Genomic DNA, 16,314 nt, shown 5'->3' with positions numbered 1-16,314 from the left:
AGGTTTTGGATGCCTTACAGCAGGGCGCGGATTTCATCGGGGGTAGGGGGGGCGGCAAGGCCAGGGCGCTGCACCGAGAGGGCGGCCACCTGGCTGGCAAAGCGAGCCGCGGCCAGCGGGTCGCGGGTGTGGTACAGACGGATGAAGAAGGCCGCAGCGAAGATGTCGCCCGCGCCGGTGGTGTCGGTGGGGCGCGCGGGTGGGGCCGGGATGGTGTGGGCTTGGCCCTGCCAGTGGAGGGTGGCGCCAGCCGCCCCCCGCGTGACCACCAGCACCGGCACCATCTCGGCCAAAGGGGGAATGCGGCTTTCGTCACCGCCCAGGTCTTCCAGGCTGAGGACGGCAGCGGTGGCTTGGGCGAGTACGGTTTTGGCTTCGGGCCATGCCGTGGGGCGGATGATACCGTCATCTCCCCAGGCGCGCAGCCAGCCCTGGGGGGTGACGCCCACGAAGCGGCCGGCGAAGCGGGCGGCCAGCCCTGGGGGCAACTCGGCGGCCACCGGGGCCAGATGCACCAGCGGGGCACGCTGCCACGCCGCAGGGATGCTTTCCCACTTCAGTGGCGCTGCCTGTGCCTGGAGCGCCAGTCGCCGCCCTTGCGGTGTGCTTTCCAGCACAAAGGTGGTGGTGGCGTTTGAGGGCACGCAGTGGACGGCGATGCCTTCCAGGGCACCGCTGAGGGAGGTGTCGGGGCCGCAGGCCGTGACGATGGCGGACTGCAACCCGAAAGCCTGGGCTGTGCGGGCGGCGTAGGCCACACTGCCGCCTAAGCGAGGGCCTTCCGGCGTCAGGTCGCGGCTGATGTGCCCGATGGCGAGGTAATTGGGGGTGTGCACAGAGGAATTATACACGATGGAAAGGCCACGTGGGGGTGGGTGGCCTGGCGCAATCCTCCCATTTTTTATCGCTGGCTACCCTTCCCTCCCAATGAAGGTAGTGGTAGACTAAACCACGACCCAGAAGGGCGATTCTATTGTTTTTTGGAGGTAATCCTATGCGCAGTTTCCTCGGCCGTGACATCCTTTCTTTGAAAGACTTCGAGCGGAGCGAGTTCTTCCGCACGTTCGAGGTCGCCGAACAGTTGGAGCCGATTGCTCGCAATCGCAAGAATGTGGATCTGCTCAAAGACAAGACACTGGTCACCGCTTTCTATCAGCCCTCCACCCGCACCCGCCTGGCGCACGAAGCCGCGATGCTGCGCCTGGGCGGCAAGGTCACCGGCTTTGCCGACCCCAAGATGACTCGCGCCGGCGACTTCTACCGCGAGTCTATCAAAGACACTGTCCGCATGCTGGAATACTACGGCGACGTCATCGTGATGCGCCACTTCCAGCAGGGCGCACCCGCCGAAGCCGCCAAGTGGGCTTCCATTCCGATTATCAACGGCGGCGACGGCTGGGGCGAACACCCCACCCAGATCCTGACCGACCTCTACACCGTTTACCGCGAAAAAGGCCGCATCGATGGCCTCACCTGGGTGGCCGTAGGCGATATGCGCATGCGCACCATGCACTCCCTCGCCTATGCCCTCACCAAGTTCGACTGCCCCATCACTTTCATCGCCCCGCCCGAAATGAGCCTCACCGACGAGTTCAAGGCCGAAATCAAGGAAATGGGGCTCAACTTCAAGGAAGCCGAACACATCGAGCAGGTGATTCACGAGGCCGATGTGATTCTGGTCGAGCCCGTGGTGCAGCCCGACTACACCAAGCCGCGCGACGAGCGCACCGGCGATGTGGGCCTGACACCGCCCAACTACAAAATCACCAAAGAACTGCTGGAAACCAAAGCCAAGCCCGACGCCATCTTGCTGCACTCCTTCCCGCGGATGGATGAAATCCCCACCGATGTGGATGGCACCCGCTGGGCTCGCTACTGGCAGGAAGCCTTCAACGGCGTGGTGATGCGCATGGCATTGCTGGCATTGGTGCTCGGGGCGATGGAATAAATAGTCAAATAGTCTGACAGTCCGGTAGTCTGATAGTCGGGTAGTCGCCTGGTGCCGACTACCCGACTAAACGACTACCTGACTAACCGACTACTCGACTAAACGACTACCTGACTAACTGACTAAGGAGACTATCATGCAAACCGATCTGCGCGGTCGCGACCTGATTGGCGACCTGGACTTCAGCAAAGAGGAAGTGGAAACCGTTCTCGAGGTGGCCTGGGACCTGAAGCGCAAGCGCGCTTTGGGCGAACCCCATGCTTACCTGCGCGACAAGGTGCTGGCGATGTTGTTCTTCTTCCCCAGCACCCGCACCCGTGGCTCTTTCGAGGCTGGCATTGACCAGTTGGGCGGCCATGCGGCCTTCATTGAAAGCCGTACCACCCAGATTTCCCACGGCGACACCGAGCGCGAACTCGGCGAGATCTTTGGCCGCTACTTCGACGGCATCGCCATCCGCCATGTGACCTGGGGCGTGGGCAACCGCTACATCAACCATGTTGCCGAGGCTTCCCGCGTGCCGGTGTTCAACATGCAGTGCGAAATCTATCACCCCTTCCAGATCTTGGCCGACCTGATGACCATGATGGAAAAGAAGGGGCGTGACCTGCGGCGCAAGAAACTGGTGGTTTCCTGGGCTTACGCCTCGTCGTACCTCAAGCCGATTTCCGTGCCGCAATCGCTGATTTTGCAGATGACCCGCTTCGGCATGGATGTGACCCTGGCGCACCCGCCGGAATTTGGCCTGATGCCCGACATCGTCGAGCAGGCCAAGGCGCAGGCGGCCAAGTACGGCTCGTCGTTTGAGGTGATTTCCGACCCCAACGGCATGGAAGAGGCGATGAAAGACGCCGACGTGGTGTATGCCAAATCGTGGGGCCCGCTGATGACCACCACCGACCCCGACGAAGGCAAGCGCATTCAGGATCAGTACAAGCACTGGATTATGGATGCGCGGAAGATGGCGCTGGCGAAAGACGACGCCATTTACATGCACCCCTTGCCCGCCGACCGTGACATTGAGGTCACCAGCGAGGTGCTGGATGGCCCGCACTCGGTGGTCTTCGACGAGGCCGAAAACCGCCTGCACGTCCAGAAGGCCGTGATGGCGCTGACCATGCGATAGGCATCCACAGATTGGCACAGATTTTCACCGATTGGATTTTGAAACCGCAGATTACGCAGATTCCACAGAAAAATCTGTGCTGATCTGTGAAATTTGTGGATTGCTTTCCCCAAAGGAGGTTTCATGAGCACCGAGCGTAAAGTTGCCGTTGTTGCCGTTGGCGGCAATGCTCTCATCAAAGACAAGCAGCACAAGACCATCCCCGACCAGTATGCTGCGGCCAAAGAGACCATGCACCACATCACCGAGATGATTGCCAGCGGCTGGGACGTGGTCATCACGCACGGCAACGGGCCGCAGGTGGGCTTCATTTTGCGGCGCGCCGAACTGGCCGCCCACGAACTGCATACCGTGCCGCTGGATTCCTGCGGTGCCGACACCCAGGGCGCGATCGGCTACATGTTCCAGAAGGCGCTGCACAACGAATTCAAGCGCCGCGGCATGAGCAACCAGGCTGCTACCGTGGTCACCCAGGTGCTGGTGGACAAGGACGACCCGGCTTTCGAGCACCCCAGCAAGCCCATCGGCTCGTTCATGGACGAGGAAACCGCCAAACAGCGCATGGCGCAGGGCTGGCACGTGATGGAAGACGCCGGCCGCGGCTGGCGGCGGGTGGTGCCTTCCCCCAACCCCAAGAAAATCATCGAACTGGATGCCATCCGCACCTTAGTGGAAAACAAGTTCACCGTGGTTGCCGTGGGCGGCGGCGGCATTCCGGTCGTCGAGAACGAAAAGGGCGAACTGGAAGGCGTGGAAGCGGTCATCGACAAGGACTTTGCCTCGGCGCTGCTGGCAATTTCCATGAAGGTGGACCTGTTCCTGATTTCCACCGCCGTGGAAAAAGTGGCGCTCAACTTTGGCAAGCCCAACCAGCAGTGGCTGGACAAGATGACCGTGGCCGAGGCCGAAAAGTACCTGGCCGAGGGCCATTTCAAGCCCGGCAGCATGAAGCCGAAAATCGAGGCCATTTTGCGCTACCTGAAGGCCGTACCCAACGGCAAGGCGCTGATTACCGACCCCGAACACATCCCCGCGGCGTTGCGTGGCGAGACCGGCACCTGGATTGTGCCCTGAGGGCATAAACACACTGGCCTCTGGAAATGCCCAGAGGCCTTTTTTCTGCCTCCTTACTCCTCCCGCAGCACTTCAACCACCGGCAGGCGGGAAGCCCGCCGCGCGGGCAGGTAGGCCCCTAGCGCGGCCACCGCCACCATGCCCGGCAGCAGCAATGCCAGCCCCACCGCGTCGGCAGGCACAGGGATGGGCCCCAGCCCCGTCATTCGCGCCAGCGCGTCGAACAGCGCTTTGGCCGCTGCCACGCCCAGGGGCGCGCCCACCCCGTAGCCAACCACCGCCATCGCGGCCGCCGCACTGAGCAGCGTCAGCAGCACCTGCCCTCGCGTCATGCCTAACGCTTTCAAAATGCCCACCGTGCGCCGCTCTTCGGCCACGCTCAGGCTCAAACTGCTCAGCACCCCCACCGCGGTCAGCAGCCCCAGCAACACCGAAAGCACGATCACCGTGGTCTTCAAGATTTTCCCGATATCTCTTCCCGAGTCGTCATTTTTGAAAATGTTTTGCAACACTTCGCCGTCAAGCCTTTCGCCGAATTGGCTTTTGAGGTCGGCCAGCACCGCATTGGGGTCAGCGTTGGGTTTGAGTTTGATGTAAATCAGGTTGGGCGCCTCTTGCGGGAAAGCACGCAGTGGAAGCAGGAACATCTGCCCGAGGTTGTTTATATCGCGGTAAACGCCCACAATGCGGAAGGTGTGTTCCTGCCCCTTTGCCACGATGACCACCTTGTCGCCCAAATGCCAGCCGTGCTGATGGAAGATGGTGTAGGCCGCTACGGCTTCGTCTTCTGCCTGCGGCAGCCGCCCTTCCAGCAGCATGTTGGCAAACAGGTCCCAATCGCCGCAAATTAATCGGGGGTAGAGGTCGCGCTTCCCGCCCTTCAACCGCACGCCGGTCATGGCCTGACACGCGTATGCCAGCACATCGTCGCGCCCTTCCACTGCCGCGATCACCTTGCTGGACGAAATGCCATTCTCCGCCCAGATCGCGAGGTCGGCGTTGGGGACGATGCCCATCCCCATAGGGTCGCGGGTGAACTCGGCAACGGTTGCGCCGAGGGAAAGGGCTACCGCGATGGCCAGCGCGCCCACGGCCAGCCCCAACGAGGTGAGCGCGGTGCGGGTGGGCGTCGCGAACAGGCTGGTCAGGCCATAGGCAATGGGGAAAGGCAGGCGGGGCAGGCGCACCGGACGGCGGCGCGGCGGCTCCATGCCTTGGCGGATGGCGGTCACCGTGTCCAAGCGGGCGATGCGCCGCAGGGGGAAGGCCGCGGCCAGCCCCACCAGCGCCAAAATCGCGGCCAGCACGGCCAAAAGCGCTCCCAGCGGCGGCAAAGGCGTGCCCACCGCGTAGGTCTCGGCCAGTTGGGCAAACACCCCGCGGGAAATGGGGATGCCCGCAGCCATGCCCACGGCCGCCGCGCTCAGCGCAATGAGCAGATATTCGCCCAAGTACATCAGCGACAGTTGCCCGTTGGTGAAGCCCACCGCCCGTAGCAGGCCGATCTGCCGGGTCTGCGAGCGGAGCGCGCCGGCCACCGCGTTGGCAATCAGAAAACCGGCCACCACGAGGGCCATCACGGCAAAGGCCAGCACAAACACCGACTGCATTTGTTGCCCAAAGCCCGCCAAGCGGCGTATCAGGAGCCAGGTGTAGCCTTCCACCGTTGCGTCTGCAGGGAAGGCGTGGCGCAGGGCTTCCAAAACCGCCTCCGCGCGCTCAGGCTGGCGAATTTGCAGGCCTACATCCCACGAGTCAGGCCTCACCCCGTGCGCCTTCATGGCCGCGGCCAACGTCCCTTCCCCCGTGTAAGCGCGGGCGGGCTTGCAGTTGGGATAATCGCAGAATTCTGAGGTGATGAAGGTGCCGCTCACGGTGAAAGTGTTGGGCGTTTTGCCAAGCCACACTTTCACCGTGTCGCCCACATGCACGCCCAAGGCGCGGGCGAGGTTGTTATCCAGCGCGATTTCGGCGGAAGCAGGCTTGGGCGCGCGGCCTTTCACCCACAGCAGGCGGGCGATTTTGCGGTTGGGGTTCAGGTCGCGCAGCAACACCCCGGCTTTTTTGCCGTTTGCCGCCTCCACCGTGGCGCGGAAGGTTGCCATCGGCTCGGTGGCGGCGGTGACTTCGGGGTTGGCGTGGACGGCGCGGCGCACTTCCTCCGCCGAGACCGTCTTGCCATCAACGCTGAGCCAGATGTGCGCGCCGTTGGTGGAGGCCATCAGGCGGTCGTAGATCCGATAGCCGGAAAAGTAGCCGAACACGGCCACCACCAGCAGCAAGGCCGCCGCGGCTAAGGTGAGGAAAACCAGCAGGTGCTGGCCTTTGCGCGAGCGCAAATTGGCGCGGATGGCACGCCATACGGCTTTCATCGTTCCACCTCCACCAGTTTGGCGATGACCTGCGCGGGGTCGCCGCCGCCCGCGGTGTGCATTTCGGAGACGAAGCGGCCGTCGCGCATGAAAATCACCCGTCGGGCGAAACTGGCGACTTTGGGGTCGTGGGTCACCAGCAAGATGGTCTGGCCTTCGGTGTTGAAGCGGCGGAAGAGCGCGAGCACCTCGTTGCCGCTGCGGGAGTCCAGGTTGCCCGTGGGCTCATCGGCTAAGAGGACGGTGGGAGTGTTGATGAGCGCGCGGGCGATAGCCGCCCGCTGCTGCTGCCCGCCGGAGAGTTGGCTGGGGAAGGCGTCCGCCTTGTCGGCCAGGCCCAAGGCCGCCAGCAACTCGTCCCGCCTGTGGGCCACCTCAGCGGCCGGGCGCCCCGCCAGCAGGCCGGGCAAGTCCACGTTGTCGGCCACGGTGAGGTTGGGGATCAGGTTGTAGGCCTGGAACACGAACCCCACGGTGCGGCGGCGCAAGATAGCCCGCTGCGATTCGTTCAAGTCGTTCAGCCGATGGCCGTCCAGCACCACCTCGCCCCCGGTGGGGATGTCCAGCCCGGCCAGCAGGTGCAGCAGGGTGGACTTGCCGCAGCCCGAAGGCCCCATCACGGCCACGAATTCACCGGGTTCCACGCTCAGGTCGACGCCGCGCAGCGCGGGCACGGCAACGCCGTCGTTGCGGTAGGTCTTTTGCAGGTTATGGGCTTCCAGTACCGGCATGGTGATACCTCCTGAATGGGAAAGTTGGGCGCGGATGATGGTGGACGATTGTGGATTTTTTTGTGTGTCAAGGGGTCGCCAAGGGCGCCAAGGGCACAAAGGACGCCAAGGGAAACGCAGAGACGCAGAGAAAGCAAAGAACGCAAAGAAAAGTTTTTTCTGTGTTCTCTGTAAATTTCTGTGTCCTCTGTGGTTTTCTTGCTCAATCGGTGTAAATCTGTGTCAATCGGTGGATGATGACGCCAAGGGCGCAGAGGAGATTAAGAGCCACCACAGCCCATTCACCTCAGCACCTTAATCCCTCAATCCCTCAATCCCTCAGTACCTCACTCCCTCAACAACTCTTCCTCACATCGTTCCAACCATTTCAAATCAGCCTCCAAGTGCAACTGTAAGCCCTCGGCCAGGAGGCGGCGCTCCTCGTCGGGGTCGGTGAGCAAGGGGGTGAGGTCGGCCATGGCCTGCAGGAGGGTTTGGCGCTGCTGCCAAATGAGGGTTTGCAGATCAGCCGCGCCGGAGCGGCGGGCGAGGAGTAGTTTGAGGTAAAAATCCACCCGCAGGCGGGCGGAAGGCCGCGCGGGTTCAGCCAGCCAGCGGGCGAGGGCGGCGCGCCCCTGCTCGGTGAGCGAGCATACCTTGCGGTTGGGCAGCAGTTCCTGTGGCACCTCGTGGCAGGTTACCAGGCCATCGCGCTCTAAGCGGGCTAACGTGCTGTAAATCTGGCCAATGTTGACCGACCAGGTATGGCCTAACATGGCCTCGAAGGCCTGCTTGAGGTCATATCCGTGGCGCGGCGCTTCGTCCAGTAATCCTAAAAGGGCGTATTTAAGCATATGCCTACTCCGTATGTACTGCATACTCAGTATATATTGAACAAAGAGAAAGGTCAAGAGAAAAAATGAGGGGGTTCAAGCGGGAAGACAATCGGATACGCTTTCTAAACTTGGCGCTGGCGCTGGATGCTCGCGCCCGGCGCGAGGGGGTGGTTTACTTGCTCTAAAAAGAAGATGTACGGGGGCACTATCAGCGTTTGGCCACATACAGAACTTTTCCACCCGATTTGGCACGGTCACTACTTGCCCACGCGCGTGCAGGAAGGCCGCCTTTATGCTATGATGAGATTATGAACAAATCTCCTCGAGTGCGGGCCGTGCTGGTGGACGACCACCCCGTGGTGCTGGCCGGTCTGAAGAGCGTGCTGGAAAGGGCCACCGAGGTGGAAGTAGTAGCCGCGGGAACCACCGGGGCCGAGGCCCTGCGCTTGGTGTCCGACCACCGGCCCGAGGTGCTGGTGCTCGACCTGCATTTGCCCGACATGAACGGCCTGGAAGTGCTCCGGCGATTGCGCCATCTGGGCTACCCCGTGGCCGTGCTGGTGCTCACCGCGGCGCGCGACGAAACGCTGATGCTCACCCTGCTGCGCGAAGGTGCCCAGGGCTATGTGCTCAAAGACGAGGCCCTGGAAGTGCTGCCCCACGCGGTGCGCGCCGTAGCCCGGGGGGAAACCTGGCTCAGTCCCTCGGTCGCCACCCAGGTGGTGCGCCGCCTGCGCGCCGAGGCCGCGGCCCCATCCTCGCCGTCGTCCTCCGGGCCCGTGCCGCCGCTGACCCGGCGCGAGGCTGAGGTGCTGCGCCTGCTGGCCCAGGGGCTGGACAACGCCGCCATCGCCGCGCGGCTGGTCATCACCAAACGCACCGTGCAGAACCACATCAGCGCCATCTACGCCAAACTGGGGGTGCGTTCCCGCACCGAGGCCATGCGCCTGGCCATCGAGCGGGGCTGGGTCAGCCTGGGGGAATCCTGACATGCGCGGCCCAACGCGGGTGCTGTATGCCTTCGCGATGCTGGGCATTCCTCTGTTTCTGCTCACGGAGGGGCGCGCCGCGTGGCTGCTGCTCCCCCCGGCGGTGCGCACCGCTTACTGGCTCCCCGCCACGCTGCTGGCGCTGGTGTACTGGCTTTCGGGCAGCGTGACCCTGCTCTTCTACGCCCACCGCTTAGACGCCCGCCTGCTCTTTCTTGCCTCCCAAACCCTGGGCCTGACCCTCTGGGCACCCTTTGCCTTCCCCGACCCGCACCAAGCCCCCTTCCGCACCATGACCATCAGCGTGTTCGCCCTTCACGCCACCGCCCCCCTGCTGCTGCACCTGCACCTGAGTTTCCCCCGCCTGTGGGGAGCAGTCGTCCAGCGCCGCCGGGTGCTGGGTGCGGCCTATGGCCTGGCTGCGGTGAACGCATTGGCCTGGCTGCCCCAGGTGGCGCCCTGGTGGGCAGGCGGCATCCTGCTCACCGTGGGGATGCTGCTGGTCGCCAACGGCGTGCTCATCGGGCGCTATCGCCGTGGGAACACTCCGGCGGAACAACGCCACCAGCGCATCATCGTCGTGGGAACCGCCCTTCCGGCCTTGACAGTGCTCCTGGGCGACCTGTTGCCCACCCTGGCCCAGCAACCTTCCCGCTTGCCCACCTGGGGGCTGGCGGCCCTGCTGGCCGTCACGCCCTTGAGTTACGCCTACGCCATCACCCGCGGCCGCCTGCTGGGGTTGAGGCAATGGGTCAACCGGGCCTTAGTGTACCTGGTCCTCTCCCTGACCATCCTGACCATCTACCTGGTACCCTTCATCCTCTTTTCCCTCTGGCATCCCCTGACCCAGCCGCTGCAACTGGTGCTGGTCTCGGCCCTGACGCTGCTGGTGGGGGCATCGTTTCAGACCGCGCGCCGCTATGTACAGCAGAAGGTAGACCGCCTGCTCTACGGCGGCTGGTACGACTTCCCTACGGTGGTCGAGGGAGCCAGCGCGGCCTTGCAGCGGGCCAGCACGCGGGCCGCGGTGGTGGACATCCTCGCCCGGCAGGTGCCCGCGGCCATGAAGGTGCGCCACGCTCACCTGTGGCTGGGGGAAGCCACGCAAAGCACTCCCCCGCAGCCAGCGTGGGCCGAATTCGAGTATGCCTTCCACCTCCCGGCGCGCTGGTGGGTAGGCAGCCACGGCGACGGCGAACCCCTTTCGGCCCTGGACATACGCATCCTGCACACCGTGGCCGCCCAGGCTGAAATCGCGCTGAGCAATGTGGCGCTCATCGAAACCCTGGAGCGCCAACTGGAGGAAATCCGCGCCAGCCAGCAGGCCCAGCAGCGGCTGCAACACCAACTGCTGCGCTCGCGGGAAGCCGAGCGGGCCCGCCTGGCCCGCGACATCCACGACGGCCCCATCCAGGCCCTGGTGAGCCTCAACCTGCGCCTGGGTCTGCTGCGCGAGACAGGCGACCTGCCGCCGGGCATGGTCTCGGCAGTGGATCACCTCCGCGGGGAAGTGCGCGAACTCATCCATGAACTGCGCTTAGTGTGCACCGAACTGCGGCCGCCCATGCTGGATACGTTAGGGCTGGCCGCTTCCCTGCGGACTTACGGTGCAGCCTGGGAGCAGCAGTACGGCCTTCCCCTGACCCTGCACCTGCCGGAGGATGAAATCGGGCTGCGCGCCCTCCCCGACGAGGTGGCCGTCAACCTCTTCCGCATTGCCCAGGAGGCCCTGACCAACATCGCCCGCCATGCCCAGGCCGCCCACGCTTCCCTGGCCCTGCGCTGGGACGGCCGGCGGCTGGAGATGACCATCGCCGACGACGGGCAGGGTTTTGCGCCGCCCGCAGCCCTGAACGACCTGACCACCCAGGGGCACTTTGGCTTAGCGGGCATCCGTGAGCGGGTAGAACTCATCGGCGGGCGCCTCACCCTCACCACGGCTCCCGGCGAAGGCACCCACCTGCGGGTGCAATGGCCCTGGCCAGACGCCACGTGATGCCGGTACCCCGGTACCATGTTCTCGTTCTCAAGTTAGTACCTCAAACGGTACGCCGCGCCGATGCGCTTTCAGGGGGAAAAGGCTAAGGTAAAAGGGCAAGTGTCGTGACCGCCTTGCCCGGAGTCCTTATGTCTCAGGTGCTCATCATCGACGACAACCCTGCCTTTCGCAATCAACTGGCTGACCTGTTGCGCCGGGCCGGTGCGGCGCGGGTGCACACCGCCGCCGACATTCCCCAGGCCTTAGCGCGGATGGCTGGCTGCGCTTACGACCTGGCCGTGGTGGATGTTCTGCTGCCCGGCACCAACGGCCTGGAAGGCGGGCGCCTGCTGCGGGAACGCTGCCCCGGCCTGCGGATCGTGCTGGTGAGCGCCTACCCGCAATTCGCGGCCGCAGCGGCTGCGGTCGGGGCCGAAGCCTTCTACGCCAAAGATGACCTGGACCTGGCGGCCGTGCGCGGCTGGCTGCGAGAGGAGAGGTGAGGACACCCCCGCTGGAGCGAAGCGATCCCTCTTTTCGGCCAGCGTGGAAGATGGATCTCACCCTTCCCCCAAGGAGGAAAACCCATGAACCGATACCGTTGGCTATGGCTCGTGATGCTCGTCTTCGCGGTGACCGCGTGTAGCCGCACAGCGGCCCCCGGCCCGCAATCGTGGATGGATTATCCCCTATCCGGCGACACCTTTGCCGTGGGCGAGGCCGTGACCGTGCTTTCCCACCATTACGCGCCTGCCGGGGTGGCCGAAATCACCCTGCTGGTCAACGGGGTGGCCTATCGCCGCGATGCCTTCCCCACGCCCGGCGATGATTTTGGCTCCCTGGAGCAGGCGTGGGTGCCCCCCGCTCCTGGCACGTACACCCTGGCCGTGTATCTCACCGATGCCCAGGGGCAACGCGGCCCGGCAGCCTCGGTCACCATTGAAGTCACCGGGCCAACGCCGGTGCCCACCGTGGCTACGGCGACCACCCTGCCGCCTACTCCAACTTCCATCACGCCCACACTGACTCCAACGCCTACCCTCACTCTCACCCCCACGCCCACTTTCACTCCCACCCCCACCGCCACGCCCACCTTCACCCCAACGCCGGACACCACGCCGCCACCCGCACCGCAACCCTTTGCGCCTATGGACGGCTCCACCTTCGCCTGCCGCTCCGAGCAGACCTTAGTCTGGCTTCCGGTGGACGACCCCAGTGGCGTAGCAGGCTACTATGTCAAACTGGAAATGGAAACCCAGGCCAACCAATGGCAACCGGTTGCCGGGTATGGCCCCTTGAAAGAACGCCAGGTCGCCGTGCAGGTGCAATGCGGCGGTCATTATCGCTGGATGGTGCGGGCGCAAGACGGCGCCGGCAACTTCAGCAATTGGTCCACCCCCTGGTATTTCACCATCCAACTCCCCTGACGGAGGACAATCATGGGTAACGCCACAGTTTCCAAACACAAAGCCGGGCTGCTGGCTCTGGGATGTCTGGCGCTGTTCCTTTGGGGCCTGGTGCTCCTTGGCGGGGGGTACGTGCTTTATCAACTCAACCGCCGCCCCACCACCCCCGGCTTAGTGCTCTTCCAAAGCCCGCTGGAAGGCGCCCAACTCACCGCCGGCGACACGGTCCCCGTGCGGGCCATGGCCCGCTCATCCCAGGGTGTGGGCCGGGTGGAACTCTGGGTGGATAGCCGCCTGTTTCACACCATCACCCCTCCGGCGGGCACCCACCCCACCGCCTTGCCCATCGAAACGGTCTGGATTCCCGCAGAAGGGGCCCACGCCCTGGTGGTACGGGCCTACAACACCCAGGGGAAAGCCTTCCTGGCCAGCGTGCATGTGACCGCAACCACCACGACCTCCTCCGACCGCGACGACGACGGCATCGCCGACGCGGCGGACGCCTGCCCCGACCAGGCCGGCCTGGGCGACGGCTGCCCGGCCCCCAGCGCCGCCGACCGCGATGGCGACGGCTTGCTGGACACCGCCGACCTCTGCCCTGATACCCCGGCGGCCCCCACCACCGACGGCTGCCCCGATGCCGACGCTGACGGCGTGGCCGACCCCCGCGACGCCTGCCCCGCCGAGTGGGGAGCGGGCATGGATGGCTGCCCTGTGCCCGAAGAAGCCCTGGCCGACGACGCCCCTGCGGGTGAACCGGGCGCTGTGGTTCCCCCCGGCGGAGAGGGCGGCATGCCTCCAGACGGTGACAGCCCACCCGCGGAGCCGCCCGGCGGTGGTGACGGCGGCATTCCCCCCGGCGGCGACGGCCCGCCGGCCGAACCCCCGCCCGCGGATGCCGAGCCTGCCCTGGATCCCGGCCCCGGGCGCTTCTTCTCCCCCGACACGCCCATGGTCGGCCAGGTGGAGATTGACCTCCAGCCCCTGCACACCGACGGCACCCCGTATGTGGACCTGTTCTGCTACCTGCGTGTGGACGACGACCCACCGGTGCGCTTTGAGTTTGAGCGCACCATGGCCCGGGAAGGCGAGGAAGTCTGGTCGCCGGCCGAGGTCTTCGGCCCCGGCACCGCTTCCGACACTCTCAGTTTGCGCTTCCGCCACGACCTGCGGGAACCCCTGGGGCTGCGCCTGGAGTGCTTGGCCCACCAGGCAGGCCGTCCCCCGCTGTTGATGGGCGTAGTCACCGGCCGCCACGCGCCGGAGACCTGGGATGGCCGCGTCCACGATATCACCTTGGGCGGCGCGTGGGGCACCTATCGGGTGTGCCACCCCAGTTGTGAGGAAGCCGCGTTGCCGCCGCCCATGCTTGAGTCCCTCACCTTCGGCCCCCGAGGCGACGGTCCCTTCCAGTTGCACTGGCAGTGGGAGGGGCAGGAAGAGGCGCTGAATCACTTCGAACTGAAGGTGGATTCCTCGAACAGCGACTGGGGCTGGACCTTGGCGATTTCTCACCCTACCTGGCGCTCGCTGGACGTGAGCGATTTGCAGCCCGCCTGCGACGAGCACCTCACCCTGCAAATGCGGGCCTGCCGGAACGCGCCCGACGGCGGCGCGCTCATCTGCTCGCCCTGGAGCAACCGTTTGGTATGGGACGGCCTCCCCTGCATCAGCAGCGTTCACATCACTTTCACCGGCATAAGCGTGCACGACCTGCCCAACGACGAAGGGAACCGTGATTCGGTAGGGCCGGTCGGATTCGCTGAATTCTGGGCTGAGACCGGAGGGCAACACCAATACTTCTTGTGGCACCTTAGGCCTCATGGCCGGGCATGTCGCCTGGGGCCGCGCCTCACGCGGGGTACTTTCAGCATCGAACGCGACATCTTCGGCTGGATGCAAACCCAAAACGAGAGTTGCATCGGTCAAGGGTGTCCCCACTACGAAATGCCCGATTCCACCACCATCGTTTTGCCCTACGAGCCCGGCCAACCCATCTTTATCGGCGCCATGATGGCAGACTGGGATTGCTGGACACTTGCCGATTCCCTGTTGCATACCTACACCGTCTTTACCTTCACCCCTGCCATGCTGCGAGATTTGAGTTCCCCCCAGCAAGGCGTTATCCGCGGGCCTTACCTCGATGTGCATTTCCTCGTGCGCCCTTCGCGGTACCCGTAAGGGAATGCCCGGCGGCCTCCCCCCACCCGTAGGGGCGACCCCGCCGGGGTCGCCCCTACGCCCTTTTCGGAGTGCGGTGCCTTGGCACCGCTTTGGAAAGCGGCCCTTCGATGCACTCAGGACAGGCAACTCGTCGCCGCACTCCAAAGAAAAACCGCCGACAGAGGCGTTTTGCCACCACGCAGGTAATTACAGAAAATCTGTCGGCCCAAGGAGGTTTTATGAACAAACCCCACTTCCTTGTACTGCTGACCCTGGGCATCCTGCTGAGTTGCAACCTGGGCCGCACGCCCCTCACGGCAGCCCCGGCGCAGAACCCGGCCCAAAGCCCGGCCACCGCGCCCCCGATGACCGCGGCCCTCGAGGCGGCTACCGCCCCGCCTTCCGGCCAGGAGGGCGGCCCGGCACCCACCGCGGCGCGCATCCGGCCCCAAGACCTGGAATACTTAGGCGCTTTTCGCCTGCCCGATGCTTCGGGCGGCTCCAGTTGGGCCTACAGCGGCCAGGGGCTCACCTACATCCCCGGCGGCGACCCCAACGGCCCGGACGACGGCTTTCCCGGCTCGCTGATGGGCTTCGGCCACGACCAGGAGATGCAGGTCTCGGAAATCAGCATCCCCGCGCCGGTGCGCTCCCGCAACCTGGACGACCTGCCCACCGCCACCACCTTGCAGCCCTTCGCCGACCTCAGCGGCGGCCTGTTCGACCCCCAGGCCGTGGACCTGCCCCGCGCGGGCCTGGCCTACCTGCCGCCCCAGGAAGGCCAGCAGGAGGCCCACCTGTACTTCACCTTCGGCGCCCACTTCCAGGAGTTCGGCGAGCCCTCCTTGGGGCGGCGGGGGCTGAACCTGAGCCAGGGCGCGGCCGATGGGCTGTGGGTGTGCGACGGGTATTCCCCCTATGTCACCGACGACTACATGTTCGCCATTCCCCCGGCATGGGCTGCGGCTTTAGGTGGCCGCGCCTTGGCGGTGGGGCGGGCCCGCGAAGGCCCCTGGAGCGGCCGCGGCCCGGCCCTCTTCGCCTTAGCCCCCTGGCAGGAAGGCAACCCGCCCGCGCCCGGCGCCACGCTGCACACCGTGCAGCCCCTGCTGCTCTACGGCCGGCAGGAACCCGGCGCTACGGACATCGTCAGCGACGAGACCACGGCCATGCAGGGCTACGGCGACGCGGATCACTGGTGGGGCGGCGCGTGGCTCACGGCCGGGGACAAAGCCGCGGTGGTCTTCGTGGGCACCAAAGCCGTGGGCCAGTCCTGGTACGGCTTCGCCAACGGCGTGGTGTGGCCCTACGAATGCGCGGAGCAAAACCCGCCCACCTGCCCCGAAGTGCCCGACTGGCCCTACGACGACCGGGGCTACTGGGCCGAGGGCTACCAGGCGCAACTCATCTTCTACGACCCCGCCGACCTGGTCGCGGTGGCCCGCGGCGAAAAGGAAACCTGGGAACCCCAGCCTTACGCCACCCTGGTGCTGGACGACGTCCTCTTCGACCCGCACATCCACCTGGAAGCGTACAAACGCGACCTGGTGGGCGCCATGGCCTTCGACCGCGAGCGGGGGCTGATTTACATCATCGAGCGCCTGGCCGACGAGGACAAGTCGGTGGTGCATGTGTTCCGCGTGCAGCCGCGAATGGAGAACGGGTAGGGGACGGCACTGCTGCCCCTACCCATCACTGAATACAAAAGGAGA

General features: G+C 65.0%; 12 protein-coding genes and 1 pseudogene. 9 read left to right on the top strand and 4 right to left on the bottom strand.

Translation table 11 applies throughout. The annotated features are described in order from the left end of the window. Positions 1–14: 14 nt before the first annotated feature. The gene (locus ENJ54_03720; protein ID HFC08956.1) at positions 15–905 is read right to left on the bottom strand and encodes a ribokinase; all 891 of its coding nucleotides are present in this window, start codon (positions 903–905) and stop codon (positions 15–17) included. A gap of 89 nt (positions 906–994) precedes the next feature. Between ENJ54_03720 and pyrB the strand changes: the two genes are divergently transcribed. The 3 genes from pyrB (at position 995) to arcC (ending at position 4,148) form a co-directional block, all read left to right on the top strand. Beyond that, complete coding sequence (gene pyrB / locus ENJ54_03715; GenBank protein ID HFC08955.1) at positions 995–1,948, top strand: aspartate carbamoyltransferase; 954 nt, start codon at positions 995–997, stop codon at positions 1,946–1,948. 136 nt (positions 1,949–2,084) lie between these two features. After that, the gene (locus ENJ54_03710) at positions 2,085–3,074 is read left to right on the top strand and encodes an ornithine carbamoyltransferase (GenBank protein HFC08954.1); all 990 of its coding nucleotides are present in this window, start codon (positions 2,085–2,087) and stop codon (positions 3,072–3,074) included. Positions 3,075–3,197: 123 nt separating this feature from the next. After that, positions 3,198–4,148, top strand: a complete 951-nt coding sequence (gene arcC, locus ENJ54_03705; GenBank protein ID HFC08953.1) for a carbamate kinase — start codon at positions 3,198–3,200, stop codon at positions 4,146–4,148. 53 nt (positions 4,149–4,201) lie between these two features. On the opposite strand, the gene ENJ54_03700 is transcribed toward arcC, so the two are convergent. The 3 genes from ENJ54_03700 to ENJ54_03690 form a co-directional block, all read right to left on the bottom strand. Beyond that, positions 4,202–6,520, bottom strand: a complete 2,319-nt coding sequence (locus ENJ54_03700; GenBank protein HFC08952.1) for an ABC transporter permease — start codon at positions 6,518–6,520, stop codon at positions 4,202–4,204. After that, complete coding sequence (locus ENJ54_03695) at positions 6,517–7,251, bottom strand: ABC transporter ATP-binding protein (protein ID HFC08951.1); 735 nt, start codon at positions 7,249–7,251, stop codon at positions 6,517–6,519. Before ENJ54_03695 ends, ENJ54_03700 begins: the two co-directional genes overlap by 4 nt. 326 nt (positions 7,252–7,577) lie before the next feature. Then, the gene (locus ENJ54_03690) at positions 7,578–8,084 is read right to left on the bottom strand and encodes a PadR family transcriptional regulator (GenBank protein ID HFC08950.1); all 507 of its coding nucleotides are present in this window, start codon (positions 8,082–8,084) and stop codon (positions 7,578–7,580) included. A 290-nt stretch (positions 8,085–8,374) separates the two neighbouring features. Between ENJ54_03690 and ENJ54_03685 the strand changes: the two genes are divergently transcribed. From ENJ54_03685 to ENJ54_03660, 6 genes and pseudogenes are all read left to right on the top strand, one after another. Next, the gene (locus tag ENJ54_03685; protein ID HFC08949.1) at positions 8,375–9,055 is read left to right on the top strand and encodes a response regulator transcription factor; all 681 of its coding nucleotides are present in this window, start codon (positions 8,375–8,377) and stop codon (positions 9,053–9,055) included. Between the two features lies 1 nt (position 9,056). After that, complete coding sequence (locus tag ENJ54_03680) at positions 9,057–11,051, top strand: hypothetical protein (protein ID HFC08948.1); 1,995 nt, start codon at positions 9,057–9,059, stop codon at positions 11,049–11,051. Between the two features lie 131 nt (positions 11,052–11,182). Further along, entirely contained in the window at positions 11,183–11,536 is a 354-nt protein-coding gene (locus tag ENJ54_03675) for a response regulator (protein HFC08947.1), read from the top strand. Between the two features lie 84 nt (positions 11,537–11,620). Next, on the top strand, positions 11,621–12,460 hold the full coding sequence (locus ENJ54_03670) for a hypothetical protein (protein ID HFC08946.1): 840 nt from the start codon (positions 11,621–11,623) through the stop codon (positions 12,458–12,460). 12 nt (positions 12,461–12,472) lie between these two features. After that, positions 12,473–13,123, top strand: a pseudogene (locus tag ENJ54_03665) (hypothetical protein). Between the two features lie 1,718 nt (positions 13,124–14,841). Next, positions 14,842–16,269: a hypothetical protein gene (locus ENJ54_03660; protein HFC08945.1), complete on the top strand. Its 1,428-nt coding sequence runs from the start codon at positions 14,842–14,844 to the stop codon at positions 16,267–16,269. Positions 16,270–16,314 lie beyond the last annotated feature (45 nt).

It is taken from the genome of Chloroflexota bacterium, assembly GCA_011322445.1.
In the GTDB taxonomy this organism is placed as follows: domain Bacteria; phylum Chloroflexota; class Anaerolineae; order Anaerolineales; family DRMV01; genus DRMV01.
This window is presented reverse-complemented; position numbering and strand designations above follow the sequence as displayed.

Excerpts from the sequence above, each read along its gene's own strand:
- ENJ54_03685 (HFC08949.1), top strand. The coding sequence starts at position 8,375 with ATGAACAAATCTCCTCGAGTGCGGGCCGTGCTGGTGGACGACCACCCC.
- ENJ54_03660 (HFC08945.1), top strand. The coding sequence starts at position 14,842 with ATGAACAAACCCCACTTCCTTGTACTGCTGACCCTGGGCATCCTGCTG.
- arcC (HFC08953.1), top strand. The coding sequence starts at position 3,198 with ATGAGCACCGAGCGTAAAGTTGCCGTTGTTGCCGTTGGCGGCAATGCT.
- ENJ54_03710 (HFC08954.1), top strand. The coding sequence starts at position 2,085 with ATGCAAACCGATCTGCGCGGTCGCGACCTGATTGGCGACCTGGACTTC.
- ENJ54_03695 (HFC08951.1), bottom strand. The coding sequence starts at position 7,251 with ATGCCGGTACTGGAAGCCCATAACCTGCAAAAGACCTACCGCAACGAC.
- ENJ54_03675 (HFC08947.1), top strand. The coding sequence starts at position 11,183 with ATGTCTCAGGTGCTCATCATCGACGACAACCCTGCCTTTCGCAATCAA.
- ENJ54_03700 (HFC08952.1), bottom strand. The coding sequence starts at position 6,520 with ATGAAAGCCGTATGGCGTGCCATCCGCGCCAATTTGCGCTCGCGCAAA.
- ENJ54_03680 (HFC08948.1), top strand. The coding sequence starts at position 9,057 with ATGCGCGGCCCAACGCGGGTGCTGTATGCCTTCGCGATGCTGGGCATT.
- ENJ54_03670 (HFC08946.1), top strand. The coding sequence starts at position 11,621 with ATGAACCGATACCGTTGGCTATGGCTCGTGATGCTCGTCTTCGCGGTG.
- ENJ54_03690 (HFC08950.1), bottom strand. The coding sequence starts at position 8,084 with ATGCTTAAATACGCCCTTTTAGGATTACTGGACGAAGCGCCGCGCCAC.
- pyrB (HFC08955.1), top strand. The coding sequence starts at position 995 with ATGCGCAGTTTCCTCGGCCGTGACATCCTTTCTTTGAAAGACTTCGAG.